This is a genomic window from Vibrio aestuarianus (genome assembly GCF_012395185.1).
GTDB lineage: Bacteria > Pseudomonadota > Gammaproteobacteria > Enterobacterales > Vibrionaceae > Vibrio > Vibrio aestuarianus.
In genome coordinates this window covers 16890-41609 of sequence record NZ_JAAZTU010000005.1, presented here as the reverse complement: position 1 = coordinate 41609, position 24720 = coordinate 16890, and the positions used below count along the sequence as shown (strand labels likewise).

General features: G+C 41.7%; 21 protein-coding genes and 3 pseudogenes. 13 read left to right on the top strand and 11 right to left on the bottom strand.

Going from position 1 to position 24720, the window contains the following annotated elements:
* The first annotated feature begins 102 nt into the window (after positions 1-102).
* A complete protein-coding gene (locus tag HGG78_RS03290) occupies positions 103-339 on the top strand; it encodes a hypothetical protein (RefSeq protein WP_172532078.1) in 237 nt (78 codons plus the stop codon).
* Positions 340-569: 230 nt separating this feature from the next.
* Here HGG78_RS03290 and HGG78_RS03285 read toward each other — a convergent pair.
* The 3 genes and pseudogenes from HGG78_RS03285 to HGG78_RS03275 all read right to left on the bottom strand — a co-directional run.
* Positions 570-983: pseudogene (locus tag HGG78_RS03285) on the bottom strand (HipA N-terminal domain-containing protein); the annotation flags it as partial.
* On the bottom strand, positions 976-1311 hold the full coding sequence (locus tag HGG78_RS03280) for a helix-turn-helix domain-containing protein (protein WP_172532077.1): 336 nt from the start codon (positions 1309-1311) through the stop codon (positions 976-978). The gene HGG78_RS03280 and the pseudogene HGG78_RS03285, both read right to left, overlap by 8 nt.
* Before the next feature lie 563 nt (positions 1312-1874).
* Positions 1875-3134: a hypothetical protein gene (locus HGG78_RS03275; protein WP_172532076.1), complete on the bottom strand. Its 1260-nt coding sequence runs from the start codon at positions 3132-3134 to the stop codon at positions 1875-1877.
* A gap of 586 nt (positions 3135-3720) precedes the next feature.
* On the opposite strand from HGG78_RS03275, the gene HGG78_RS03270 reads away from it, so the two are divergent.
* The 9 genes and pseudogenes from HGG78_RS03270 (at position 3721) to HGG78_RS03230 (ending at position 13715) form a co-directional block, all read left to right on the top strand.
* Complete coding sequence (locus HGG78_RS03270; RefSeq protein ID WP_172532075.1) at positions 3721-4356, top strand: inovirus Gp2 family protein; 636 nt, start codon at positions 3721-3723, stop codon at positions 4354-4356.
* A 64-nt stretch (positions 4357-4420) separates the two neighbouring features.
* A pseudogene (locus HGG78_RS03265) lies at positions 4421-5095 on the top strand (inovirus Gp2 family protein).
* A gap of 53 nt (positions 5096-5148) precedes the next feature.
* A complete protein-coding gene (locus HGG78_RS03260; RefSeq protein ID WP_172532074.1) occupies positions 5149-5745 on the top strand; it encodes a YagK/YfjJ domain-containing protein in 597 nt (198 codons plus the stop codon).
* 73 nt (positions 5746-5818) lie between these two features.
* Positions 5819-6019 (top strand): AlpA family transcriptional regulator, encoded by a 201-nt coding sequence (locus tag HGG78_RS03255; protein WP_001211741.1) that lies wholly within the window; start codon positions 5819-5821, stop codon positions 6017-6019.
* Between the two features lie 83 nt (positions 6020-6102).
* Entirely contained in the window at positions 6103-6543 is a 441-nt protein-coding gene (locus tag HGG78_RS03250) for a ribonuclease HI (RefSeq protein ID WP_005496785.1), read from the top strand.
* A 209-nt stretch (positions 6544-6752) separates the two neighbouring features.
* Complete coding sequence (locus HGG78_RS03245; protein WP_172532073.1) at positions 6753-9305, top strand: LysM peptidoglycan-binding domain-containing protein; 2553 nt, start codon at positions 6753-6755, stop codon at positions 9303-9305.
* A 537-nt stretch (positions 9306-9842) separates the two neighbouring features.
* Positions 9843-10037, top strand: a pseudogene (locus tag HGG78_RS03240) (RNase H family protein); the annotation flags it as partial.
* A 254-nt stretch (positions 10038-10291) separates the two neighbouring features.
* Complete coding sequence (locus tag HGG78_RS03235) at positions 10292-12028, top strand: hypothetical protein (RefSeq protein ID WP_172532072.1); 1737 nt, start codon at positions 10292-10294, stop codon at positions 12026-12028.
* Positions 12012-13715, top strand: coding sequence for a hypothetical protein (locus HGG78_RS03230; RefSeq protein ID WP_172532071.1), 1704 nt, complete (start codon positions 12012-12014; stop codon positions 13713-13715). Before HGG78_RS03235 ends, HGG78_RS03230 begins: the two co-directional genes overlap by 17 nt.
* Positions 13716-13963: 248 nt before the next feature.
* Here the strand turns inward: HGG78_RS03230 and HGG78_RS03225 are convergent, their stop codons facing one another.
* The 8 genes from HGG78_RS03225 to radC form a co-directional block, all read right to left on the bottom strand.
* The gene (locus HGG78_RS03225) at positions 13964-15415 is read right to left on the bottom strand and encodes a hypothetical protein (protein ID WP_172532070.1); all 1452 of its coding nucleotides are present in this window, start codon (positions 15413-15415) and stop codon (positions 13964-13966) included.
* A 383-nt stretch (positions 15416-15798) separates the two neighbouring features.
* On the bottom strand, positions 15799-16026 hold the full coding sequence (locus tag HGG78_RS03220; protein ID WP_172532069.1) for a hypothetical protein: 228 nt from the start codon (positions 16024-16026) through the stop codon (positions 15799-15801).
* 47 nt (positions 16027-16073) lie between these two features.
* Complete coding sequence (locus HGG78_RS03215) at positions 16074-16442, bottom strand: hypothetical protein (protein WP_172532068.1); 369 nt, start codon at positions 16440-16442, stop codon at positions 16074-16076.
* Entirely contained in the window at positions 16439-17206 is a 768-nt protein-coding gene (locus HGG78_RS03210) for a WYL domain-containing protein (protein WP_172532067.1), read from the bottom strand. Before HGG78_RS03210 ends, HGG78_RS03215 begins: the two co-directional genes overlap by 4 nt.
* Positions 17207-17344: 138 nt before the next feature.
* Complete coding sequence (locus HGG78_RS03205) at positions 17345-17521, bottom strand: hypothetical protein (RefSeq protein ID WP_172532066.1); 177 nt, start codon at positions 17519-17521, stop codon at positions 17345-17347.
* A gap of 3 nt (positions 17522-17524) precedes the next feature.
* A complete protein-coding gene (locus HGG78_RS03200; RefSeq protein WP_172532065.1) occupies positions 17525-17968 on the bottom strand; it encodes a DUF2787 domain-containing protein in 444 nt (147 codons plus the stop codon).
* A 50-nt stretch (positions 17969-18018) separates the two neighbouring features.
* Positions 18019-18456: a DUF2787 domain-containing protein gene (locus HGG78_RS03195; RefSeq protein ID WP_172532064.1), complete on the bottom strand. Its 438-nt coding sequence runs from the start codon at positions 18454-18456 to the stop codon at positions 18019-18021.
* On the bottom strand, positions 18453-18926 hold the full coding sequence (gene radC, locus HGG78_RS03190) for a RadC family protein (RefSeq protein ID WP_172532063.1): 474 nt from the start codon (positions 18924-18926) through the stop codon (positions 18453-18455). Before radC ends, HGG78_RS03195 begins: the two co-directional genes overlap by 4 nt.
* 47 nt (positions 18927-18973) lie before the next feature.
* On the opposite strand from radC, the gene HGG78_RS03185 reads away from it, so the two are divergent.
* The 3 genes from HGG78_RS03185 to HGG78_RS03175 are packed head-to-tail and all read left to right on the top strand — an operon-like array spanning position 18974 to position 24630.
* Positions 18974-20146, top strand: coding sequence for an AAA family ATPase (locus tag HGG78_RS03185; protein ID WP_254068101.1), 1173 nt, complete (start codon positions 18974-18976; stop codon positions 20144-20146).
* Positions 20147-20158: 12 nt separating this feature from the next.
* Positions 20159-22702: a S8 family peptidase gene (locus tag HGG78_RS03180; protein WP_172532062.1), complete on the top strand. Its 2544-nt coding sequence runs from the start codon at positions 20159-20161 to the stop codon at positions 22700-22702.
* 56 nt (positions 22703-22758) lie between these two features.
* Positions 22759-24630: a hypothetical protein gene (locus tag HGG78_RS03175; RefSeq protein WP_130359469.1), complete on the top strand. Its 1872-nt coding sequence runs from the start codon at positions 22759-22761 to the stop codon at positions 24628-24630.
* The last annotated feature ends 90 nt before the right edge of the window (positions 24631-24720 follow it).

Here is a 24720-nt window from a genome sequence, read left to right as displayed (position 1 = left end):
TGAGTTAGGTTGAGTTGTGAAGGTTTGCGTGGTATTGTTTTTTTGGTGGGGAATACAACCAACTAACAATTTATCGGATAATAAATTAAAGGATTTAGCCAAATGAAAGTTAAAGAAATGATGAAAGCATTAGAGCAGTTAGATCCAGAAATGGAGATAATAGGGTTTGCTGAAGATGGTGATAAATTCGACGATGCAAAGCGAACGTATCTACTCAAAGAACTCAAACAGGTTCATGCCTTCAGAGAACGCGAAAGAATAAACAATGTCGACGCTACATTAAGATTCCACCCAGAAGGCAGCAAACAAGTAGTTCTTTACCTGACAAGTGATTTTTAACTTTACTAAACAAGCCTTTCAGTGGCGGTCAGTGTTATAGCTATTGTACTGACCGTCGAGCATTTAACATTAATCCAATCACAGAGTACGCACTATTAACGCAACTCAAAGAACACTCTTTGCACTATAAAAAGTTATTCATCAATTACTAATGTTCGATTTTCGGAAACGCGTTCCTGTCCAATAATAATGTATAAATTGTTTACTATAGCTCCTGCATTAACCATTCAATAAACTAATGGCCCTAGATTTCGCTCTAGTCGTTCTATTAGTTCATCATCAGGTACAGATCTAAAGCTGGTTTCCCCAGGTTCTGAGCCTGGAACTCGAAAAGATAGTGCGCCAGAAGTTTCCGCACCAAGCTTACGAATCAGCCCGAACGTGTTGCTTTTGGAGATAGTGGTGTTTTGTATCATCTCCTCAAAGGCTTCTCCTTCAGGAAGGAGATTTCTGAGGTAGTTCTCAATACTACGTGGCGAAGCCCGATCATCGAAAGGGATGTGTGGCGAAATCGGGAAACCAGTGTGTTTCCATTCATCTTCATAGATGAATGAGAACTCTGTTTCTGTTCCGACAGGAAGAATCAAACGACCAATTTTGGTATTCGTACCGATAAACACGTCTAACTGTTGTAACTTACTCATACCAACCGTCCTCATTGCTTCTCACGCTGTTTTCAGCTTGGGAGGTTATTTGGCTATGTGGACGAACAAATAGGTTTAAGTCGATAAGGCGTAACGACAGTCCTACAATATCCATGAGGACGAGTACATTGGCAAAGGTGACACTAGTATCGCCTTTTTCTACCTTCATGACTGTTCTACGAGATAAATTGGCTTTTGAAGCGAGATCATCAATACGCCAGCCTCTATCGGTGCGCTTTGCGCGAATGGCGCTCCCTAGTGTTTCCATACTGAACTCGGTATTCAAATCAGGCATAGGTTGTGCCTTTACCATCTTGCCTTTTTTCATAAGTGCCTTTTAATGTACTTTTGTCGCTATTGGGTTCGTCTTAACATATAAGTTCACTATAATTCACTTTTGTGGTGGCTGTATAAGAAATTATCTATAAGTGCAATTTAAGTTACTTATGGTTGGTTTGCGAGTTTAATACCTCTCTTTGTTCTCTATGAGAGAGTTTTATTAGCCAGAAGGGCACATTTGGCAACAGCGTAGTATTCGGATTAGTATTGGAAGAAGACAGAGAAGAGTGCGTGAGCGGGGCTTACCTGACCCAAAATCGTTAGGTACAAAAAAAGGTTAGTAAACACTACGCTTACTAACCTTCAAGAATTTGGTGCCCTCCCAGACTCAATTTTGTATTTTAACTTATTGTTAAATAAAAATTTTACTGGTTTGTATTTTATTTATTGGTACATTTGGTGGTACATCACGGAGAAACCAACAGCATCGTTCTTTCAAAATCAGAGTGATTTACGAAAAATCTTGGCTAGATCACATTGCAATTAGCCTGAACCTAATCGCTCCACTGTTTTGGATGAAAGCGTAACTATGTTGTTCTGCCGTTTCATTGACTACAACAGATCAGCATATTTTCTTTCTTTAGAGAAAAAACGACGTAAAAAACGATCATCTTGCTGTTCTTGGTGAGTTTGAGTTGCTTGAAGATTGTCGTTGGAATCTTGATCTACATTGCCCTCTTTAGCATTTTTTCGATTTTCCAATTCTCTATCGATCAACTTTTTAAGCTTGGCCTTAATCTCATTTTTTCCATCGCTGCCAGTAAGCTCGATCAACTTAGCCCAATCCACCTCACTGAATGTTAGTGTTTTTTCTTCTTTAGTTTTGAAGGCGTTGCTTTGTGAAGATGAAGACTTAGCTTTTCTTGAAAACGAATCAGTGAGTTCTTTTACAACTTTTTTAAATGTTGTAACCTCGCTACTTTTTTCACTCAAATCATCAGGTGAGGTTGTTGCGCAAAGTACGTCAAAAATGCACATAATGGTATGTTTTTGTTTAATGGAATCATTAGTTGTGTTTAAGCCGGTTCCTGGATACTTTTTCATCAAGTAATGGTAATACCAAGCGTTCAATTTTTCATCGTTTGAGTTAAACACGTTCCACTCTGTGTTTACGTAACGACAACTCAATTGGTAGAGACTTTCTATATCATTAATTATTTCTAGCATTACTCTTTGGTCGTCTACATGACAAGAAACAGCAATATACTCAAGTGTTCTGGCGATACTATCCTGAGCTGGTGATGTTTTGTTTGGACAAATGTTTTTTAGAGCTGCAAGGAAATGTGGCTGGTTGGCATAGTCTAAGGCCATTTGAGCGAATTTACTGAGTTTGTGCTTATCAGTATCAGTATCAGTATCTTTTGTTGACTTTGCTGTTTTAAAGTCAATTTTTGTTTTTTTGAAGTCAACTGATGTTACAGGGTAAGACAAGTCAGTAATGTTGTTATTGATAACAGCGCGCATCAATACTGAGAAAAAATATAGTGGCCTTGGTTCAGATAACCATTCTATCTGTTTACTAATATCTCCTCTTATTTGCTGAGCGCGTGAAAATAAAGAGCTAATGAAATCATCCAAATCTTCATTTTCATATTCAGTTAAATCATCTCCTTCTAAGTATTTATATTCAATATCGAGCTTGTCTCTAATTAATTCTTTTAATATTAATTGTAGGCTTGATTTGTTCCTATTGCTTAAATCAATCACCTCATCTCTTTTATTTTCTAATTCCCATTTAATTATATAAATATAAAGTTTTAGATCTTCTTCTGATGAGTTTTTGATCAGCTCTAAATATCTTCTAGTACTCATGGTCATTCGTTTGTGCAAGATTTTTGTCGGTCTAGTGTAGGAGAAATGTAGGAGAATTGATAGTTTTACAACTATAATTTGTGGGTTTTATGTTGGTTGGTGGTGGGTTTTTTGCTGATTTTTCTATAAGGTTTCAGATTAAACTCAGGATCGATAATTTCGAATGTCATTTAGCAGTGTTCAAAAAGTGGACAGGTCATCCACATCTGATATATGACATAAGTTATTTTTCACTTTGAGTGGATTTAATATAAAGCATATCTGATAGATAATCAAATTAACGATTTGATATAAACTGAATGGGATGTCATCCTCTGGTTATAGTGTGTGTGTTTTAATGAATTGAAAATCCAAGGTGATAAGTTTCGAGTGAAAGGAAACATGATTATTTGTATCCTTAAGTCTGTTTTTTTGATTTTTGCGTAAAAAGACTACTGTTTTTATAAAAAGGGGATTGGTTTTTGTGGCAAGGCCGTTTCGATGTCATGAGATATGTTGGTATAGGTAATATACATAACTACCAACTACTAAAATTTACGTTACTCCCTGTGTGTATGAGAGACACACGAATAGGGATAACAACACCATGAATCACCAGTACACATCTGAAGACAAATTCAACAACTACGACCTACCTCAACCAACAAAACGAAAGCAACGATTCTTCTATCGTAAGTTTTACCTCTACAAGATTTCTCAATTGATAGAGAAAGCATTGAAGTATCATCCTAGGCTATCCGTCTTTCGGATAGACCTACACTTACCCGAAGATTTCGATGATGCAGATTCGAAAGTCATCACTCGATTCTTCAAATCCCTAAATGCCAAATTGGACGTAGATATAAAACGTAAAGAGAAAAGCTGGGGAAGGGGTTTAAAGAACAAGACCAGTTACATCTGGGCAAAAGAGAAGAATACCTCTGAGCAGTACCACTACCACGTTGCACTCTTCCTGAACAAAGATATCTATTATCAACTCGGGGATGTAGGGGCGTCAGACGGCTCTCTAGCCGACTTGATTAAGCAAGCATGGTGCAGTGCAATCAAACAGGAGAAACCAGCACTAGTTCATTTCTGCAAGAATGGTGTGTATCGCTTAAACCTGAAAGCATCAGATATTGCACAATCGAAGAATGAGCTATTCAAAAGGGTGTGTTATTTCGCTAAACCTAATTCAAAGGTATACGGAGGGACTATGAGAAACTTCGCTACTAGCTCTTAATCCCCTTAAAAATTACGTTGGAAACAGTTCCTGTGGGAATCACAACAAACCACAGGAACCAATCATGACTCATCAACTTAACGTGGCTCATCAAAGAGCCCATACCATCACTCATGACAGAACCTTCAATGGGAAGCCACTCTACTACTTTGAGGATGGTCTCGTCCTCGAATACCTAGAGGAGATAGACCGAGTGCTGAAAGAAGCACTAAACCAATATCCAAGAATCTATGCTGTTCACATCAACCTAAACCTACCGAGTGACTTTGAGGGTGATTACCTAGCGGTGTTTGCCCATTTCTTTCGTATTTTGGAATCGGAGACTAATGAGCTCTGTAAAGACAAATAAACCGACAGAACTTATCAATACCAGCAAACGGTCATTCACTATATTTGGGCGAAGGCGAGCGAATCCACCAGCAAGCACCATCATCTTATCTTGCTCTTTGATAGGGATCTCTTTCAAAACTTAGGCACTGGTCGAGAGAGTTGGGGACGTTTTCTCTACAAAAAAGTGAGGAAGACATGGGATAGGGTGGTTGAAGCTTATTACAGCCAACCATGCTCTGGATTAGCGTATTCCGCGACTAATGAGGGCTTTGAACTATTCTCCGATACAGAAACGTTCCCGTTACAGTTAAACGAATTCTTCTATCGAATCAGTCGTCTTGCGAAGCCCATTGCCAACCGGAACGATCACTTCAACAAGAGCTTTGGTTGCAGTCACGACTCACCTTAAAAAAATACAGAGCGAGTAATGCCTATGTCATTAACACACAAAAGGTATTACTCATGGCGAATAGAACCTACCTCCCAAGCATTACCCTTGATAGAACTTTTGAAGATTACCCGCTGTATTACAGCGACAAGGGGTTATACGAATCAGCACTGACCTCAATGGTCGATGTCTTTGAACAGGCACTCAGTCAGTTTGAAACCGTTCTAGCTACACGTTTGGACTTATACCTGCCTAAAGATCATCAAGATACTGATCTCAGTACCCTTAAGGACTACTTTGAAATCCTGAAAGAGAAGCTGAACACCAATTCGTTGCATTACGTGTGGCGTAAGCGAGCGGATAACCCTTCGCACCATTATCAAGTGATGTTGTTTAGTGATTATAAGCAGAATTTTGGTGATGCTATTTCCATGGACAAGCGTAATGAAATTGTGGGGCATCTGAAAACAGCTTGGGGAGAAGCGATTAAAAAGCACTACAAAGGTAATGAGCGCTCAATGGTCCAGTTGAACGACCGAGGGAATTATAGCTTGGGTACACGCTGCAAGAGCACAGATACAGACATAAAGAACTGCGTCTATAAACGGATGAGCAGCCTTGCTGAAGCGTGGGAAGAAAAGCGTTATTGCTTTGGCTCTAGCTTGGAGTAGACCGACTGCATTTTTTTACAGTGGCGGCTTATCACATGGGTATATACAAAGCAGGAGACGATTCCCAGTGAAAATGAGATTTTTACGACTTAAAGACGTGATGTCACTGACAGGGCTAGGCCGCTCCACTATCTACAAGTTCATGGCTGATGAAACCGATTTTCCGAAGAGTGTCCCACTCGGTGGACGTGCCGTGGCTTGGGTCGAAAGTGAAATAGAGGAATGGATGGAGCAACGTCTAGCACTGCGAGACAACCAAGAATCCTTTCAGTAACACAAACATCAAATCACATCATCAACGGGGCGCTGACTAAGCAAAGTCATGCGCCCTTTTTTACAATTAGAGAGAGATAAGAAATGAGCTATTCAATTTACGTAGACGGCGCTGCACCAAACAACCAACACGGATGTACACGAGGTGGCATTGGGCTGGTGGTTATGGATGAAGACAATGAGATTGTTCATGAAGAGAGCTTTACCATCAATCGAAAAACCGACAATGCTGAGCTGGAACTACTGGCCTTAATTGAAGCATTGGAATACGCAGAAGATGGGGACGTTATCTATTCGGACAGCGATTACTGTGTGAAAGGTTTCAATATCTGGATGGACGATTGGAAAGACCGAGGTTGGCGTCGAGCGGATAAGAAACCGGTTAAAAACCGCCAGCTTTGGCAACAAGTGGACGAGTTGAGTTCTAGGAAGTACGTCGAGGTATTTAAGGTCAAAGCACATTCGGGTATTGAAGGGAATGAAAGAGCTGACCTGTTGGCGGTTGAAGCGGCGGAAGCTGACTAATACAAGAAGTCATAGTTTGGGAGGGTAACACCTCTCAAGCTATGCCCTATTTTTTGTTTGGGATACGTTGGTTAATGATGAAGTCATTATCAATAGGTTTGGTTCCACTGGGTGAAAATCACAATGTCTGCAATTGGTAGACAGAACTTATGGTTATAAATCCTGCAACTCCCGCAGCTTAGGTAGAATACACCCATTGAAAGTAGCGGATGGATTTAACTGTGGGTTATCGAGTGGTACGGTTAACCGAACTGATGGCATATGAGTTTGGGCAGGTTGAAGGTGATATAGAAAGACTGGACGAAAGAGCGTTAGGCTCAGCACTCCCTCAGGGGATGAGCTATTCCCGTTTTATGGAGAAGCTGAAAAGTGGTGAGTTAGCACTATTGACGGATTCCCCTTCTAAGCCTGTGATGCTCAGAGACGGCATGAGCAAATCATGGAGCTTGTCGGCGGAAGGGCAAGAGGTGTTATCGCCAGAAGCGAAAAGTGCCTACCTTTCCAGAACGAAAATGTCTGGCGGTAGTGCGGGCAGTGCTGCGCCCACTCAAAGCGCCGCTGGTTATGTGTCTAACATTGAAGAAACCTATGTTCCTGAGCCCGTCAAACCCGATACCTCAGATGCACCACCAAAACTGCAATACGAATATTGCTTTGAAGTGGCTTGCTCGGATGAGACGTTGAGAAAAAGCGTGGGGTATGCGTTTGAATTGGCGAAAACCAAACAAGAAGCCCTGATTGGCCGTTGGCAGACGGAGGCAACCGAGCACGGTACAAAATATACCGCCCATACCGCCTTTGATGAACCGAAAAAATTAGTCGCTAAAGTAGCGTCCAATGCTCTGGGAATTAGTGTCACCGACAATGTGCAGGTAAAGCCTATAGGCTCTGGTGCAGTGCGAGAAGCCTTTATCCCAGTTGTACCTTCAGTGCAGCTTGGTGAGCGTTTGGGATTACCAACAGAAGGTTACTACTATCATTTTTACAATGGCCGTTTAGTTCAAGAGTACAAGTTGCTAGGAAATGGCAAGTGGGCCTTCTATGCGACACGTTCCACCCACGAGCAGCTCAATGATGAGCAAGGCTACAACGTTTATCAAAGTGCCATTCTGGTCTACTGGAAGCTCGAAGGTAAAGACGTTGAAAACCAACATCTGATTTATCTTGAACAGCAAATTACCCAAGAAGAGCTCGACAACCTCAATGATGACTGGTTTGCGCAACATGGAATTAAGCTCGATATCAACGAATTGCTTGCTGCGCCCAAGCAGCCTGTCGCAGAAAGACAAGCCATTCAACCAGCGGAAACAGAGAAAGCAGAGAGCAAGCCAGAAACGCATACTGTTAGGACAGACTCAAACACGAACCAACGGGAATCATGGGTAGCCATTGCAGAGCAATATGGTTTGTCGGCGAAACAGTTGCTTGATTTGAATCCGAAGTACAATGCCGACCCGATGTCATTGAAAGTCGGAGATAGGCTGACGGTTCAACAGCCTGTAGATCTTGATAGTACCAAAATAGTTCAACGTGATTTACCGCCAGTGGAGCCCAAGACATACAATCAAGCTGCAAACACTCACTATGCTTACAACGGTAATTTTCAGGGAACATCAGTTAAACCTATCAGCAGCGAGACTGTTCTGGATAATGGCCTTGTCGTGGCTAACTTGGCACAAATCTCTCATCAGGATGTCGATGATGTATATCTTGTCTTCGCCGATAAGAAAATGAGTGTGGAAGATTTTGCGCAAGAAACCTATTTATCAAAAGATAAGGCGATTATTGACCATGTATTCAAATCGAATCCTCACCTCAAACGTAGCTTTAGCCAAATTATTGAAGGGATGCCTTTAGTTGTGTCGCCATGGGTAGAAAAACATCCAGATGAAGAATTAGCGATCAAACAAGCTAATGATCTTATGACGGAGTTTTTGAAGCTTTCCAGTGAAGAGAAGAAATGGTTTGCAGAGCATCATGAAACGGCAACCAATGCTTTACTCGTTGCGGCGACATCCGGCCTAGATGTTTACCAAGGTGAATCTGCTTCAACAGAACTTAGCGATTTTAACTTAAATCACATAGTAGCAGGAACTGGAGCCGTAGTTGCTGGAGCTCAGGTTCAAGGAGATAAGCTTGGCAACCGGATGAAGTCATTTGCCGAATATTCACGCTATATTGCAGAGAAAACCAAAGGCTTATCAGGGCAGGCTCTCTATTCTAACCCTGATTACAAGTCATGGCGAAAAGAAGCGAGAGACTTTCAAAAGGAGATGAAATCTATTCTTTCGGAGGTTGGTAAGCCAGGTTACATTAAAAATGTTCAGGCGAAGCGTATCAATGACTACCTTAATGTCGGTAAGCGACAATTGTATCGCGCGAAAGATTTCTCTAAGGCGCTGTCGGGCATTGAGATGACTAGTTTGTATAAGCAAGCTATGTCTTTCAGTCGATTTTTGGGTGTTGCCAATGGGTTAGTGATTGGGGCAGGCTTGTATGGTAATGCTGTGGATGTAGCAAAGACATGCAATACGAGTGGTTGGTTTGAGGAAACCTGCAATCGGAGTGTTGTTAGAAATAGTACGTCAGGCCTGACAAACGTTTTGGGTGGACTTGCTATAGGATGGGGAATCGCTCTTATACCTGTTACTGGAGGACTATCAATTGCATTGGTCGCTGGTGGATCTTTTATTTGGGGAATGTATGGAGGAGAACTCTCGAACGATACAGGGAAAGTTATTGAGGAAATGATCTTTGATTGACTTAGTGATTAAAGCTGGAGTGTTACTGCTAGTAGTAGGCGGGTTCCCATACTTGATCTTGAATCTCTACTTATCAATTAAGCTTCGGAAGAGAAAGTACGAGATGCTTCATAGCATTGTGAATAGTGCGCCATCTAAGTTTAGAGAACGAGCTAAATTTATTTTAGAGAGTAATCTTTCATGGGTGTTTGCTAGTTCTACAAGTCACATATGGTACGCATACCTCATGCTTAGGTACGGTTGGCGAATACCGAAGGAAGAGATTCAAGAGTGGCGTCAAAGCATCCAATCTATTTATGGCTCTGATTATCCTATATATAGACTGTCGACTCTATTGGCTAATGTGTGGCTAACAGGTCTCCCTGTTTTGTTATTAATCGCTTTTCGTGGATAAGCTTTTTTAACAGATAACATATATCTTCAAACTGGTGTGTTGATACAAAAAGAATGGGGAGCAATTACGCTCCCCATTGTCGTTTTTTACCGCTGCTGGTGAAGTTACTTTTCTTTGCTGGCTTCACTGCCTTCAGACATTGTGATAGTTGGAAGAAGAAAAACTGGCATAGAGCGGATTAAAGCCCGATTAAAAATAGCCGCTTGTGGCAGACAGTCGATGCGCTTCGCGCAGACAAGTACGTCGAAGTGGAAAAGGTCAGAGCGCATTCAGGTGTCAGAGGGAATGAGATTGCGGACTCGCTAGCAGTTGATGCTGCTAGAAGCGATATAGACTGATGTAAAAATGCGGCCTTTTGGATTATGTCAAAAAGCCGCTACTGCCTGTTATTTACGTTTTTCTAGATAACATATATCTGAAGGTGGATGCGATGTGGAAGCGAGATCGGGCATTAGACTAACCGCTCTCTTAGCAAGTTTCTGCCCCGAAACGGTTTAGAACATCTCTAGCCCTTAGCTTAAGTACCTTTTAATTTGACCTAATTGCCCTTATACAGCAAAGTGCTTAATGGTTGTTGAGTAAGGGACGTAGAATGTCATTAGAAGAAACAAAAACGCGGTTACTAGCGGCAAGCGAAACGGCAGAAGAGCTACTTTCTCAGGTTAATGATCTGTATATCGAGGAAATACGGTCTGAAGAGAAGTTCTTGAAAGATGCGCTGTCTCAGTTGCACAACGCAGGAGCTATTGATCTTGTCGAGCTAGTAAGAGGAGTTGATAAAAGCTCCAGTGGTCACGATTTTTTCACAATTCTACATGCCTTTGAAAATGCACTACCTTCATTAGATGCAAATATTGAAGATGTCCTCCGTTGCCTGCTACACCTAACGCAACAGGCTGGCAGAGACTTGGCTATTGGTGGAGTCTACGGGGCTTTTCAGCGTTTCTGTAGCGTAGAAGCACAGCGTCCCAGAGATAGTGTTGAATTTATCCTTGCACAAAGAGAGTTAAGTGCATATGCCCCGTTTCTTTCCAGCTCAATCCTCGCATACGACTCAGATTGTGTAACCGATGCTATCCAAACGACAGAAAACCTGATCGCTGATAGAAATGAGATGGTAAGAAGCCAAGCCTATTATATTTTGGGGAGGCTTGATGTAGGTGAAGCCCAGGCGAATATCATTTGGGAACTACTTAGTGGAAATGGTGAACGTGAAAGTGGCTGTTGTGCTTCGGTACTGCGGGCAATAATTAGCTTTGGTGATGCATTCCCATCTTACTGGCCGCAGATTGAAGAGTTCCTACTTACGTTTGTTGAGGGGACTCCTCCAGAGGTTCTCTATGAGATATCAGATATTGTGGCCTTTCAGAGAGTTGATTTACCAGAGGGTGTTCTAAAGATTTTGTTAAAGCAGTTCGCCAATATCTCCCCTGAGCACAAAGGCATCATAGACAATGTCGATCATTTATTGGTCAATCTAGTCGAGAAGGGAGCCTCTTCCCTTGCCTTGAATTTATTGGAATCGATTTTGACTGTGAGCGTGAAGTTCTCCCAACTGGATTACTTTTCCAGAGAACTACTGAGCAAGCATCGCGATCTACTTAATCATATTGTCACAAAGTGGTTTTTGTCTGGTGATTACTCACTTTGTCATGGTGTTTCAGATCTACTTCATGACTTTACGGGCAAGGATGTCGAGTTAGAGACAGAAATGGTATTGCTAGGTGATGAAGTGAAGCAAGTGTTTGTTAGTCACAAGGCTGTTGGCTGGCTGTTTACTCGGCCTATAGCGGCGGCAAGCTTCATTCTATCTATTTACGAAACTGCTTCGGGAACTACTCGTAAAGAGCTTGAACAGATTTTGTATGACCCCTTGCTTTTAAGTTATCCAGGGGAGCTTAAGCGATTCTTCCAATCGTGCATTGATAAAGGCTTTCAAGCACAACCATGTGAGCGGTTGCTGGGTAAGCTTCAGGCTTATCATTCTGATATTGAAAAAGTCTCTGGGCTAAAAGAGTTGATGGCACCCAGAGAAAATATAAGTGTTTATTGGAAAGAATCTAACAAGAGTATGCAGGCAGCCTACGAAGATGCATCAAGAGGATCGTTTATCGATCTGATAGCAACGAAGCAGACCCTCTTGTATGGCAATAGCTCAATTTATTACATGCAATTGGGAGATGGAGAGCAAGTGCGACAAGAGATGCAAATGCATTCTTTTTCCCATTCGACTGAAATGCCAAGGTTAAATGTCTTAGATCCAGAGTCACTAGATTATATTTTACGAGTTTACCGTTGTGAGAGAATTAAAAATGAAGCTAATTCTTAAGCAGTATTTAGCCTCGTTGAGGGAGCGTCAGGAACTGGATGCAGTATTACCTGAACTATTGAGCAGTATGGGGATGAATGTGTTCATTTCACCTACTCGTGGAGTCAAAGAATACGGTGTTGATATAGCGGCTGTGGGACAAGTAAATGATCAGGAAGAAAAAGTTTATTTGTTCTCTGTTAAGTCTGGAAACCTTACTCGTGAGACTTGGAATGGGAGTGCAGACCAAGCTCTTAGACCTTCATTAGATGAGATTCAAGACTCATTTATCCTTAGTCGCCTACCGCCTGAACATAGGGATAAAAAAATAGTCATCTGCTTATGCTTTGGTGGAGATGTTAACTCAGGGATTAGACAGGAGGTCTCTGGTTATGAACAGAGGAATACGCGAGACAATATTTCTTTTGAAGAGTGGAATGGCGATAAGCTTTCAGAGCTTATTCAACAGTACTTGCTGAAGGAGGAACTGCTGCCTAGCTCCAGCCAAGCTTTGTTAAGAAAGTCCTTGGCTTTACTTGAAGAGCCCGAGAGTTCAAGCAAACACTTTTCGTTATTGATTGATGAAGTTTTGTCAAATGCCACTGATGCCGACTCTATTGCATCATCCATAACTCGGATTAACGTTTGTTTATGGGTTCTATTCTCATGGTGTCGTGACGGTGGGAATTTAGAAGCTGCATATCTTTCATCGGAGCGAGCAATACTGCTGGCTTGGGATAAAGTTAAAGGCCACTACACAGGAAGGAACAAGCCCTCAAAATCATTCGATAGTATTTTGGATACGTATCAACAAATTACTGACTGTTATGTGGACCGATGTTTAATTCCATATGTTGGACTTAAATACGCGCTCTCTCATGCGGTTCATTCGCCATGTCCTATTGATGTAAACTTTAAGCTGTTTGATGTACTAGGACGCTTGGCCGTCAAAGGTCATTGGATTTTAGATTCACTCTCTAAGAGTTATGCTAAAAAACCACCAACAGATGGGGAGAGTGAAGAGCAGGAAAGATTACGGCTTCGCCTCAGAGACGTAACTAGTGCAATTAATCTTTTGGCTGTTAATAATCCAATGTTGTTGTCTCCGTACAAAGACTCACAGGCAATTGATTTTGGTTTAGCTTTAACTTTACTTTCAAATAATTCAGAACTTGATGGTTTTGTGCGGAGTTGGCTCTCGGGGGTGGTCGATAAGTGTATTTTCACTTTCGAGTGTGATGGTATGTATCCAATCGTGCACAACTCTTATGAAAAGTTGCTTGAGCATAGAAATAAAGATAAGACCAACAGCAACTATAAGAATAGAGTTACGGAGGCTAGTGTCTTATACCCGCTGTTAGCTGTTTTCTGTTCTCTGTATAAACTAGATTCAGTAAGCCAAGATTTGGAAAAGTTTATCAAAAATAGACTTACACATAGCACGTTACAGTATTGGTATCCAAACCAAAGTAGTGAACAAGATATGTACTCTAACTCAAGTACGCATGGCTCAGCATCAACAAACTTTCCAATGAACGGAAGCGCAGCGCTAGAACACATAAAGCAAGAGTGTGTCAATGCTGATTCGTTCAAGAGTATGTCAGCCGTTACTAAAGGTAAGGCTCCTTTGGTACTAACAGCTTGTCGCTGCTACCGATATCCAGTTCCTTTTCATTATCTTGAGGATTTGCTCAATGAATCAGAGTAAATAGTAAAGTCGAAGACTTTTGCGCTCTCTTTGTGGAACTGAAACACAGATTAGTAGAGATAGCCTTATTTCTACTAATCTGTGTTTAGCTAAACATATAACTCATTTCTGTCCCCCAAATGAGTTGCAACTTGTATCAGACAAACTTGTATCAGAGCGAATGATGGAATTCTGATTTTTGAATACTTAAGCTAATGGGGCCAAAAGCAAGACCTGAGCCTAGTCACTTTCTTTAATACCCATTTGCATTAGTTGTTTTCCAAAGGCGTCAACACACTCAATATATCCACACAAGAAACATACGCTTCAAATGCTTGGTACAAATTATCTTTAGGTACAGTGGCTATCCTCCCATGAACTAAATCATTTCTGACATCCTGCCCTTTCACTTTATAAACACAAGAGTTAAGCCTTTTTCTTTGAGCACCAGTTACTGTCGATATATTACTTAGAAACTTAATCTGTGCCGATATAGAAGGAACCATATTCCCATGCGGTGGCTCTTGCAATTCAGACACAGTGAATAGTTCGCAGTCCAAACATTTAGAACGCCCTTCTAAAAATTCAGTCAATTCTGGCATCTTTTGCGACTCATTAGCCAGTTTATCTAAATAGTATGCAATCGCTGACTCCAAAGCAGAATTCAATATATAGAAGGCTTTAACATCTTCACCTCTATCTCTCGCAATACAAGCTTGGCCATGAAGCTTTTCAAAAAGACGCAAACTTTCGCTAGTTAAAACATTATCGATTTGTTCTGGGTTTAAGACTTGCTTCGACAGAATGCTCGCGACAGATAAGCTTCCCATACTGAAATGTAATGTACTGTTTAGGCGCTCATTATTATGTGTATACTGCTCAATGGACACGTTTCCGAGATCATCTTCGGCCAACTCCGCTATTCTCACAGTAGGTTCTGCAATTTTGATCTTTAATATTAATTCATTGATAAAATTTAAACAGAAATCTGTATGAACTTCCGTTTGCCCATCAATACATGGTCCACACCAATGCCTATCAGTAACAGTATACCCAGTCATCTTTAGTGATATCTCTGAGAAAAATCTGTCACCGACTTTTGAGACTAACGTGGAGTCTGAAAATGATTTAACCGTGAATGTTTGCAAGTGTTGGGTGTTAACCTCGTACTCACCATCAGGTATTGGAAGAGAGAATGCGAACTTAAACTTAATTATGTAGTAAGGGGACAGACCTTTCAGGGCTTCTCTAGATAACCGTATGTATTTACGTACTTGGTCGTCAAACTCGTCATTTGTCTTTACTTTTGATGCCCAGAGCTCGAGCTGAACGACAGCATTATGGAGATCCAACTTAGTACAATCGCCTAAGTAATACTGAATTAAAGTAGCTCTTAAATTGCTGTAAACATAACAGACTTGATTATGCTTACTGCATGGTAGAGCTTCACCATTTATGATGTCGTTAATATTGGGTCTATTAATTATTTGGTTGTGAAAGTGATATAACTTTATGTAGTCACCTGACCAGTTCATCTCGTCTGCAGATTGTAAGCCATCAAAAACCGCTCTCATACTAGTGCTAAATATCTCACTATTACTAAAAACCTGATCAGACGTGTCATACTTCTCAACTACCTTTAAGCCATTTTTTACTAACAGCCGATAATCATTTTTTTCTGGGAGCGGTTCTTTTGGTTCATTAACAATTGTTACGTGCATTTTCCACCTCTGGGCTGATATACCAAAGCCAAACTTAACCCATTATGAAACAAAGCATATATAGACTTAAACTTGTTATGACCTTTCCCCAAGATTAATAGCACTATCTCGATGAAGTTTTCTATGTTTAGGCCGCTAGATTGGCATAATCAACTGGCGACATATAATTTAGAGAACTATAAGTGACTAGGGTCAAGTTTTGCCTTTTGCCCGTTGGAGTTTTACATACCTGAGGTAATTCACAAAGTGTTAATACATGACTCTATTAAACTCATTTTTGTCCAAAAGTGTTTTAGATGGGAAGCTTAGGTATAGAAGCAAAAAAAGAATGGGGATCGTAATTGCTCCCCATTGTCGTTTTTTACCGTCGCTTGTGGTAGGTATTACTTTTCTTTGACTGCTTCACAGCCTTTAGGCACTGTGATGGTCGATGTGTCCTTACCGTCCTGTTGAGCCGCTTTTACATCCATTTTGTATTGAGTGCATTTACCTACACTGACGTTTACGGCTCCCGAATCCGCGGATGGGTTGCCACCCAGTGTTCCACCAGCAAAGGCGGAAGATGTTGAGAAAGCTAATGCTGTTGTGATGAGTAGAGATGACTTGTTCATAGTTGATCCTTACGAGTTGGTTGAGTGTGTTATTTGGGAATTGAAAGTTAGAAGGTGTAGACAAAGGTGCCAGCACTAGAGGTGACTTCGATTTCTTTCACGTTGTCTACAGTGCAGTTGTTGCTGTATCCGGTGTAGGTTTGGCCGAACTGCAATGAAATGTTTCTTGATAGCTCTGAGGCTGTACCTGCGGGTAATCGGCAGTTGCCACGGTTAATGATCACATTGCTAATTACGGTGTTGTCGGTGATGGCTTGCAGGTCAAAGACCAATGTTCCCCAGTGCGAGTTAGTCGATATCGACACTTCAATATCTGCCTTTGTTGCTTGAGTTTCGTCTTGGTCGCCACAAGCGGTGAGTCCAATAAATAGGATGGTCATAGCAGTGTATCTGAATAGGGTGTTGATTAATGTCATAACGGTGCTCTCCTTATCGGTGAGTAAAATTCAGGCGTACTGATTCCATCGTGTTCACGCATGAACCGCTCAAGATTAAAATCAGTCGGATAGGTAAAAGAAAACGTCGATACACTTGCCTCATCAATCAAAGGCAAGGCGAGGGTGCGTATCGTGTGTTGACCGGATAATCGAAAGAGCAGCAAGAGCGCGTCACACTGAACCGAGAGTCCCAGTGGCTCAATGAGCGCCTTCTCTTGCTGCAATACTTGGCTAGATATCTTGAGCATACGGTTGTTGAGTAATGCCGTGTGTACTGCATTTAACACTTGCCGTTGCTCGTCACTCCACTCGCGAATAGTGGGCAAAGCTACATGTACTTTGGCTAACCATGCTTGCTCTTTTGAATGTGCTGAACCTATATGGGACAAGGGTTTGTCTCTCTCCGAGGAGCACCCTTGCCCATAATTCAGTGCATCAGGAACCAGCGGCAGTAAGTACTTGTTGGTCAGTTGCCAATAGAGCATTTCCTGTTTGTTGAGCTTCAGTAATTGCTCTGAGGTTTTCCGATAAACATGGGGCATGCTCATCGAATCACACTCCACGTTAAACACGTCCACAATGATGTCATCGAGGTAGCGTTTAATGCTGCGCGTGGTGCGGTGGATATCGAGTAGGGCTAACTGCTGCTGCAACTCCCTAACAGTAATCCATCGATGTTGAGGAATAAGCATCAGCGTGTGCAGCAAAGCGGATAACCCTTCAATGCTGGTTTTATTGCTCATGACTACGCTCTCAATACATCAAAGCTCCACACCGGAGTCGGACATTTAATGTCGGGAGAATAGAGGTGGGTCAGACACATAATGTCCAACGGTGAAAACAGCATCAATCGGCATCACCAAAGCGTGAGCCGATTAACATTAACGAGGCCTATGCTTATCACTGAGCTCAGCAATGGCTGCCAATAACCCAATCAACAGCACCACCAGAAAACCTAAAGTGGATAGGGTTCCAATAGCACCGAAGAACGGGGAAAGGGAGATTAGCGTAATGAGGGTAGTGACAAGTTTGATGATTTGTAGAAGAAGGGAAGTCATGAGTTATTGCGGGGTGACGGCTATCTCGTTGTAAGCGTCCATATCAACATAGGCAAGAAAATTATTCTCCCATAGTTGATACAGCTCTTTGGCATCACGGCTACCCTGTATTGGTAGCCAGCCACGATAGGCTACAAAGAACTGTCCAACCCGAAAATCAAAATCCAAATTGCGCTCTAACTCTGGATAGTAGTTTCCCATATAAGCAAAGTCGGTGATGTACTCAATACTCCATTCCCCTGTTGAGGTTTGGCAAATCGCCATCTCAACCGGGTGGAAGCCGCCTTCATCCGCGCTGTAACTTTTATCGCGAAAGTTAAACACCAGATAACGGCTGGTGGTCAGTGCTTCATTACTCAGCAAATGAGCGGTGAGTTGCTCACTTAACAGCTTATGCAGTTTCTTCGATACAGGTAGTGATGATGCTGTGAAGGTTAATTTGGACATAGTGAGTCCTCCTTGTTTCAGGATTCAAATAAGAAATGAGAGATTAGGATTTAGTTGAACGTGCCGACCATTGTCAGTTGCACGTCATCAAAGACGTTTCTGGAAAGGTGACGAGCAAAGGCTTTCATCCAGACCGAGAGCAGCTCTTGTACCTCTGGGTGGGATAAATCAGTACTCCCCACATCGGGTTGATAGCACCAGCGATTAGCAAGGTGAAAGTACAACTCAGGTTCAACGGTTGTGCTGTTGTCATCGGGATAAGAGAAGCTGGCAAAGAACACCACCAGCCAAGGGCTTGAGGTTGACTCACGTTTAAGCTGTACCTCAATGGGATGTAAACCTTGTCGATGTCGGTAGTAACTCATTTGGCGGCAGTTCAACACGAGTCGTTCTGCGTTATCCGAGATGTTGTATCTATTCAAAAGCGCTTCCAGTGACGCATGTAACGCATCATCAATGCACAGCTCACCATAATGTTGTTCAATCATAACCACCCCCTTTCAGCAAACGAGGTGCAGGTATCGCCTGTCACGATGTGGTCAAGAACGCGGACATCCACCAGCGCTAAAGCGTCTTTGAGTCTTTCGGTTATGCGTCTATCGGCTTGAGACGGTGTTGAGTCTCCAGATGGATGGTTGTGCGCAAATATCACTGCTGCTGCATTCACTTCTAATACCGCTTTCACCACTTCACGTGGATAGACACTGGCCGCATCGATTGTTCCATGAAACAGCTCTTTAAACTCAATCAGTCGGTTTTGGTTATCCAGTAACAATAAGGCAAACACTTCACGCTCATGGCTACCTAGCTTACAGCGCACATACTCTTTAGTGGCATCAGGGTTAGTTAGGGCATCACCACGCACGTAGCGTGTTGCTAGTATCTCAGCGGCATGCTCTAGGATTTCGTTTTCCTGATAGCGTTGCTGCTTTTGGTAATCGGAAGTTTTGGGATTCATTTCAAGCTCCTGTCGGAATCAATGATGGGTATTCACATTGATGACATATGCCTGAAGATTTTTGGGTTGAGGTCAGTGATTGGTGTGTGAATCATTTTACACTGGGTAAGGTACTGGAACTGGAAACACTAGATAAAAGTAGGATTCGTGTGAGTCTGAACACTTTAATCTTTATGGATGAAAGCCACCATTTCATGTACAATTTGAACGCTTATACACCAATTTATGACCGAATTTTCATGGCTAGTTCTACTCAAATTAAAGCATTGATGCAATCGCATATAGACAAAGATGACGACAGATTTTTATCTGTCGCGCTTCAGGTTGCGGCGCACGAAGCTAGAAATGGACATGATAAGCTCGCACAAGAGCTTAAGTTATTAGTTGAAAAAGCAAAGAAAAATAGCGCAAAAAATTTACCGGTGTCCATTGCAAGCAGTGTGAAGGATTCTTCTGGCTTATTAACAACAAGTCATCCAACACTTAGGTTTTCAGACTTGATCGTTAATCCCGCAGTGAAAGAAAAACTGGAAAGATTGGTTAGAGAGCAGAAACACTTGATTACGCTAAAAAATCATGGTCTTTCCCCTCGCCGCAAGTTACTGCTAGCTGGTAAACCGGGCACAGGGAAGACGTTCACTGCTTCCGTTCTTGCTGGTGAGCTCAATTTTCCTTTGTTTGAAGTGCGTCTAGATGCAGTTATCACTAAGTATTTAGGTGAGTCGTCAGCTAAATTACGACAGATTTTTGATACGATTCGAGAAGTAAGAGGAGTTTACTTTTTTGATGAGTTTGATGCTCTGGGTTCACATCGTGGTTCTAATAACGATGTCGGTGAAGCGAGACGTATTTTAAATAGTTTTTTACAAATGATAGAGCAAGATAGCTCTAACAGTGTCATCGTCTGTGCGACTAACCATTTAGAAGCGCTTGATCACGCTTTGTTTAGGCGCTTTGATGATGTAATTAAATACCAACTACCTTCTGAAGATGAAATTGTCCAGTTGTTTAAAAGTCGCTTAAAGCCATATGTTGCTAAAAACTTCTCTTGGAAGAAACTTCCTTCTATGTCTGAAGGCCTGAGCAATGCAGAAATTACTTTGGCTGCCAATGATGCAATCAAAGAAATGCTTATTAATGACCATAATTTCATTACGATTAGTATGCTTCAGCAAGCAGTAGAAGATAGGAAAAGCATCAGCCAACACTTTATGGAGTAAGAAGGAACTTTAATGGCTCGAACCGAATTCAATAAACCTCACTTCTTTTTTAATTCTTCAGCTAGCCCTCACGAGTTTACATCACCTGCTAGAGGTGGTGGATCTCCAGTTGAAATCCCCGCAAAAGATAGATCAAGCCATAGTGCCAAGTTAAGGCATGATATTCAAAATGTAGCAAATGACTTTGCTGACCTTAAGACAAGCATACCGTCTTCAGAAATGAATATGGGGATTGGCATCCAGATTGAATTCGAAAGCTTCCCAGATGTAATGATGGCTGTAGAGAGCTTAGCAAATGATCCTCAAGGTATTGTGTTGCACAATGTTAAAACTGTTGAACATGAAGGGCAGACAACGACAATAGCAACTGCTTTTGTGCCTGAAGGGAAACTGAGCTTCTATCAGAAAAAACTCAATGAATATGAAGAGCGCAGGACACTTTCCAATGGTAATTCAGGTGATCACCAAAAACTCATTGATTCGATAAAGAGTATTAAACGAGCGGCTTTTTCTGCTATTTGGGCAGACGATGAAAGTCTTCTTCCTGAAAATAAAGAAGAAAATATTTGGTGGGAAGTTTGGTTAGCCACGCCAAGAAAGAGCCGTCAGACACACAACCATTATAAAGAAATTTTATCTGATTTTAAGCGATTAGCTACTATCGCTGATATGCGAGTATCTGAGCATAAACTACGGTTTCCAGAGCATACAGTCGTTCAAGTATTTACTAGCCAAAAGAAATTGGAAGAAAATGCTTCACTACTTTTCAGAGTGGCAGAGATTCGCTTTCCTAAGGTTACCGCTGAATTTTTTGATGTGATGCATAATCATGAACAAAAGGAATGGACCGACGAACTTTTGCAGCGTCTAAAACACTCTTACTCTGATAGTTCTCCCTACGTATGTATTATTGATTCTGGAGTAAACGTTCAGCATCCATTACTTGCTCCTTTTTCAGATTTATCAGATCAAAGAACGATTACCGATGATAACGATCCAACCGATATTCTTGGCCATGGAACAGAGATGGCTGGGCTGGCAATGTGGGGAGATTTGACTGAAAAGCTCGGTTCCTTGAATGAGGAGGTTGTTGGGTACAGACTCGAATCGATTAAAACCATGAGGTTTAATGGTGACAATGCAGGTAAGTCGCTGGGCATAGTAACAACGAACGCTGTGTCTGAAATGGAGATATATAAACCTGAACGCTCCCGCATATTTTCTATGTCTCTTTCTTCAGGTAAAGGAACGGATAGGGGGAGACCGTCTTCTTGGTCTAGTGCTATGGATATGCTGGCGGTAGATTATTCAGGAGAGGGAATGACGCCTCGTTTATTCACTGTTTGTGCTGGTAACACAAGAATCAATGGTAGCGCAGAATACCCCAATATTAACTACTTGAGTGATGTTCATGATCCAGCACAAGCATGGAATGTTTTAACTGTTGGGGCTTTCACTGAGAAGGATAGTTTAACTCAGTCGAGTGATTTAATGCCTTTAGCTCCACGTGGAAGTTTGTCTCCATACTCGACAACATCTTTATTGTGGGACAGAAGTAATGCTCCTTTCAAACCAGAAGTTGTATTTGAAGGGGGTAATATTGCTCGAGATGAAGATGGTTTTTGCGGCAATGAACCTGACTTGCACCTGTTAACAACCAACAATGATTATTCGCAGAGACATTTTAGAACATCACATGCAACAAGTGCTGCCACAGCATTAGCTGCAAGATTCTCTGCACAGGTTAAGTCCCACTACAGTGATATCTGGCCTGAAACGGTAAGAGCTTTAGCTGTGCACTCTGCTGATTGGACTGATGCAATGTATGCACTTATTTCTGTAAAACGTGGAGATGATGGCATCAAAAAATCAGATATGGTTAAGTTGATTAGAAAAGTAGGCTATGGTGTACCTAATTTGGAAAAAGCTCTTAACAGTGCTGACAATTCACTTTCAATGGTGATTCAGGATGAGTTACAACCTTTTATTAAGCCTCGTTCAGGTGATACTAAAACCAAAGATATGCACTTACACGATTTACCTTGGCCGAAAGGTGAATTACTAAAAATAGGTGAAGCAAACGTAGAATTAACGATAACTCTTTCCTACTTTATCGAGCCTAATCCTTCAAGTCGCAACGTACTAAATAAATACAATTATGCTAGTCATCAACTTAGATTTGATGTTAAGCATCATGGTGAGTCAGATGCGCAATTTATGCGAAGAATAAATGCTAAGGCTGATGGAGATAAGCCAGATGCTCTTGAAGATGGTAATTGGCTCATCGGAAAGCAGCAGCGCCATAAGGGTTCTATCCACAAAGATATTTGGCGCGGTAGTGCGGCTGATTTAGCTGCTAGAGGGAAAATTGCTATTTATCCAGCAAATGGTTGGTGGAAAACACGAAAAGCACATGAGCGGTATAACTCTAAAGCTAGATATGCTTTAGTCGTATCACTCTCTGTTCCAGAAGTTGATGTTGATTTATATAGTGAAGTGAAGGCGATAATTGAAAATGAAGTGAGAGTACAAGCGACCGTCGAGATCGCTAATTGATGATTTACTTAACACGCCTTCGGGCGTGTTTTTATGTCTGAGGTAAGGCAAAACAAATGACCGACACATTTCCATTTAGTATACCCTTAATGGACGCTATCAGGCATGATTATGAGCGTTTTCGATTTGATACTCACCGGTATGACCACAAAGGTCTATTTACTGATGGTAAGGGGCTATATGCCGTTATATCGGATGTAGAAGGTAATGAATCACTGCTTGATGAACTAAGTGAACACTATCGTAAGTATCATACTGCTGGTATACCAACGGGCAAAATAGTTAGTAAAGTTACACAAGCGTTTCGTTTGATAGAATCGCGCAGCAGGTTAGAAAAGTCGCTCACACATGGGCAGCCTATGACGATGGATGAAACCATCAACTTGTTCGTGCTACACATTCCTAAGAAATATCATCCATTTCATGTGGACTTTTTATTTAACACCAACCAATTTAACCTGACTTTCAAATCGAAGATAACGATAAGTGAACAAGAAGATATTCAGCTAATTTGTGAGGCTCTAGGCTATCAAGGCTATGACTTTGTTTTTAAATTTGATCCTACCATCTCCCATTTTCCAGGAAAGGTCGAGTACAAATCTAATACTCACAATAACCTACTACTCACAGCTAGTGGATTAATGCAAAAGCAGTTCTCCAAGCCTTTGCTCACAAGGTATGAGGAGGATGAAGATTTTTGGGTTCAAAATCGACATTCGGTATTCAGTGGCGATGATACAGACCAAAAAGCTCCGTTCCTTTTGCCTAAATTTGTTGAAAATAAGTCACGCTGCTTCGTGGATGCGTCTGTTTTTCCGCGTCAGAACTTGAGGGTTTACTTAACTCTGTACGAACAGGTCATCATTGCATTGCCATTGGATAAGGGGGCCGAGTACTTCTATGAAATGTTTAAGCTGGGTCAATATGAGTTTCAAGAGCTAGTGGCACGCGGTCGATTACTGTTTGTAGCGCCACAGAATATTCACCGTTATTCTCAGGAGTTACTGGCGGATATCCTTATGGTTGCACCAGACTCGATAATTTTCTCAAGGCGGCTTGCTGCCTCAACTATTCGAGGCATACAGAATAAGTCAGGGATAATTGGAACCACTTTCTCAAGTGATGAGCAATATCAATTCCTTCATCAATGTTCCTTTATTGAAAATGCGTCTATACAAAACCTTGCGCAAGTGCTTTCAGAGCAATGGCAATATGGTGAATACATGGTCAATAAAGAGGGGGCTGTATCAACGCATAGGCTGGGGGTCTCCAGGATTGCGGCCAAAGGCTTTGAGCGCAGAGGGCGGGATATTCATCTTGAATTGTCAACTGCGGCGATGGCGTATGAATATGCACAAGGACTTAGGGCTCATCACTTTCCTTTCGATGGTGAGCAATATTCAGAAGTCGCAGCCTGCAAGGTGATCACTGGTTTTTACAATGGCGTTCGCTCTCACTCGCAGAAGATTCAAGAATCTGAGTTAGGTACATTGCTTAATGAAATATTTGCTATTGATAACGATATGGACATTCTTGAGCTCGACTCAGCGTTGTCTAATAGCCTAATGCGCTCGTTACCCAATATCGTTAATCAGTTTGCAGGTATGGATGAAGGTGAGCGGTTTCATAAGCTGAGAGCGCTCAAGGAAGAAGTGGCTAAAATTGAAAAAAATAAAGAACGAATATCGCGATTAAACATATCAGGATTCCCTTCTGTCGCTGCTGGAGCTGGAATGGAGATGGCAGGAATCAAGGGGGGCGCCATCGTTGCACTTGGTGGTTGGCTCCTCAATGCCCTCAACGTATATGCAGATGAATTGGATCTTACGAACAGCCCAATATATACCAAACTCTCAAGCTTAAACCACTTCACTAGCCATGATGCTGTAATTGTACAGCGTGTAAGAAGTTCTATCTCAAGGCGGTAATATTTGGCTGTTAGTTAAAGGGGCTATTAAGGTAACGCCCTTTTCTTGTGATTGCTTGGAGTTAGACTTTTATCGTCTCCGTACCCCAAG

Bases quoted from the DNA above. Each gene is read 5' to 3' on its own strand.
- HGG78_RS03290 (WP_172532078.1), top strand. From the start codon at position 103: ATGAAAGTTAAAGAAATGATGAAAGCATTAGAGCAGTTAGATCCAGAA.
- HGG78_RS03280 (WP_172532077.1), bottom strand. From the start codon at position 1,311: ATGAAAAAAGGCAAGATGGTAAAGGCACAACCTATGCCTGATTTGAAT.
- HGG78_RS03275 (WP_172532076.1), bottom strand. From the start codon at position 3,134: ATGAGTACTAGAAGATATTTAGAGCTGATCAAAAACTCATCAGAAGAA.
- HGG78_RS03270 (WP_172532075.1), top strand. From the start codon at position 3,721: ATGAATCACCAGTACACATCTGAAGACAAATTCAACAACTACGACCTA.
- HGG78_RS03260 (WP_172532074.1), top strand. From the start codon at position 5,149: ATGGCGAATAGAACCTACCTCCCAAGCATTACCCTTGATAGAACTTTT.
- HGG78_RS03255 (WP_001211741.1), top strand. From the start codon at position 5,819: ATGAGATTTTTACGACTTAAAGACGTGATGTCACTGACAGGGCTAGGC.
- HGG78_RS03250 (WP_005496785.1), top strand. From the start codon at position 6,103: ATGAGCTATTCAATTTACGTAGACGGCGCTGCACCAAACAACCAACAC.
- HGG78_RS03245 (WP_172532073.1), top strand. From the start codon at position 6,753: ATGGATTTAACTGTGGGTTATCGAGTGGTACGGTTAACCGAACTGATG.
- HGG78_RS03235 (WP_172532072.1), top strand. From the start codon at position 10,292: ATGTCATTAGAAGAAACAAAAACGCGGTTACTAGCGGCAAGCGAAACG.
- HGG78_RS03230 (WP_172532071.1), top strand. From the start codon at position 12,012: ATGAAGCTAATTCTTAAGCAGTATTTAGCCTCGTTGAGGGAGCGTCAG.
- HGG78_RS03225 (WP_172532070.1), bottom strand. From the start codon at position 15,415: ATGCACGTAACAATTGTTAATGAACCAAAAGAACCGCTCCCAGAAAAA.
- HGG78_RS03220 (WP_172532069.1), bottom strand. From the start codon at position 16,026: ATGAACAAGTCATCTCTACTCATCACAACAGCATTAGCTTTCTCAACA.
- HGG78_RS03215 (WP_172532068.1), bottom strand. From the start codon at position 16,442: ATGACATTAATCAACACCCTATTCAGATACACTGCTATGACCATCCTA.
- HGG78_RS03210 (WP_172532067.1), bottom strand. From the start codon at position 17,206: ATGAGCAATAAAACCAGCATTGAAGGGTTATCCGCTTTGCTGCACACG.
- HGG78_RS03205 (WP_172532066.1), bottom strand. From the start codon at position 17,521: ATGACTTCCCTTCTTCTACAAATCATCAAACTTGTCACTACCCTCATT.
- HGG78_RS03200 (WP_172532065.1), bottom strand. From the start codon at position 17,968: ATGTCCAAATTAACCTTCACAGCATCATCACTACCTGTATCGAAGAAA.
- HGG78_RS03195 (WP_172532064.1), bottom strand. From the start codon at position 18,456: ATGATTGAACAACATTATGGTGAGCTGTGCATTGATGATGCGTTACAT.
- radC (WP_172532063.1), bottom strand. From the start codon at position 18,926: ATGAATCCCAAAACTTCCGATTACCAAAAGCAGCAACGCTATCAGGAA.
- HGG78_RS03185 (WP_254068101.1), top strand. From the start codon at position 18,974: ATGCCTGAAGATTTTTGGGTTGAGGTCAGTGATTGGTGTGTGAATCAT.
- HGG78_RS03180 (WP_172532062.1), top strand. From the start codon at position 20,159: ATGGCTCGAACCGAATTCAATAAACCTCACTTCTTTTTTAATTCTTCA.
- HGG78_RS03175 (WP_130359469.1), top strand. From the start codon at position 22,759: ATGACCGACACATTTCCATTTAGTATACCCTTAATGGACGCTATCAGG.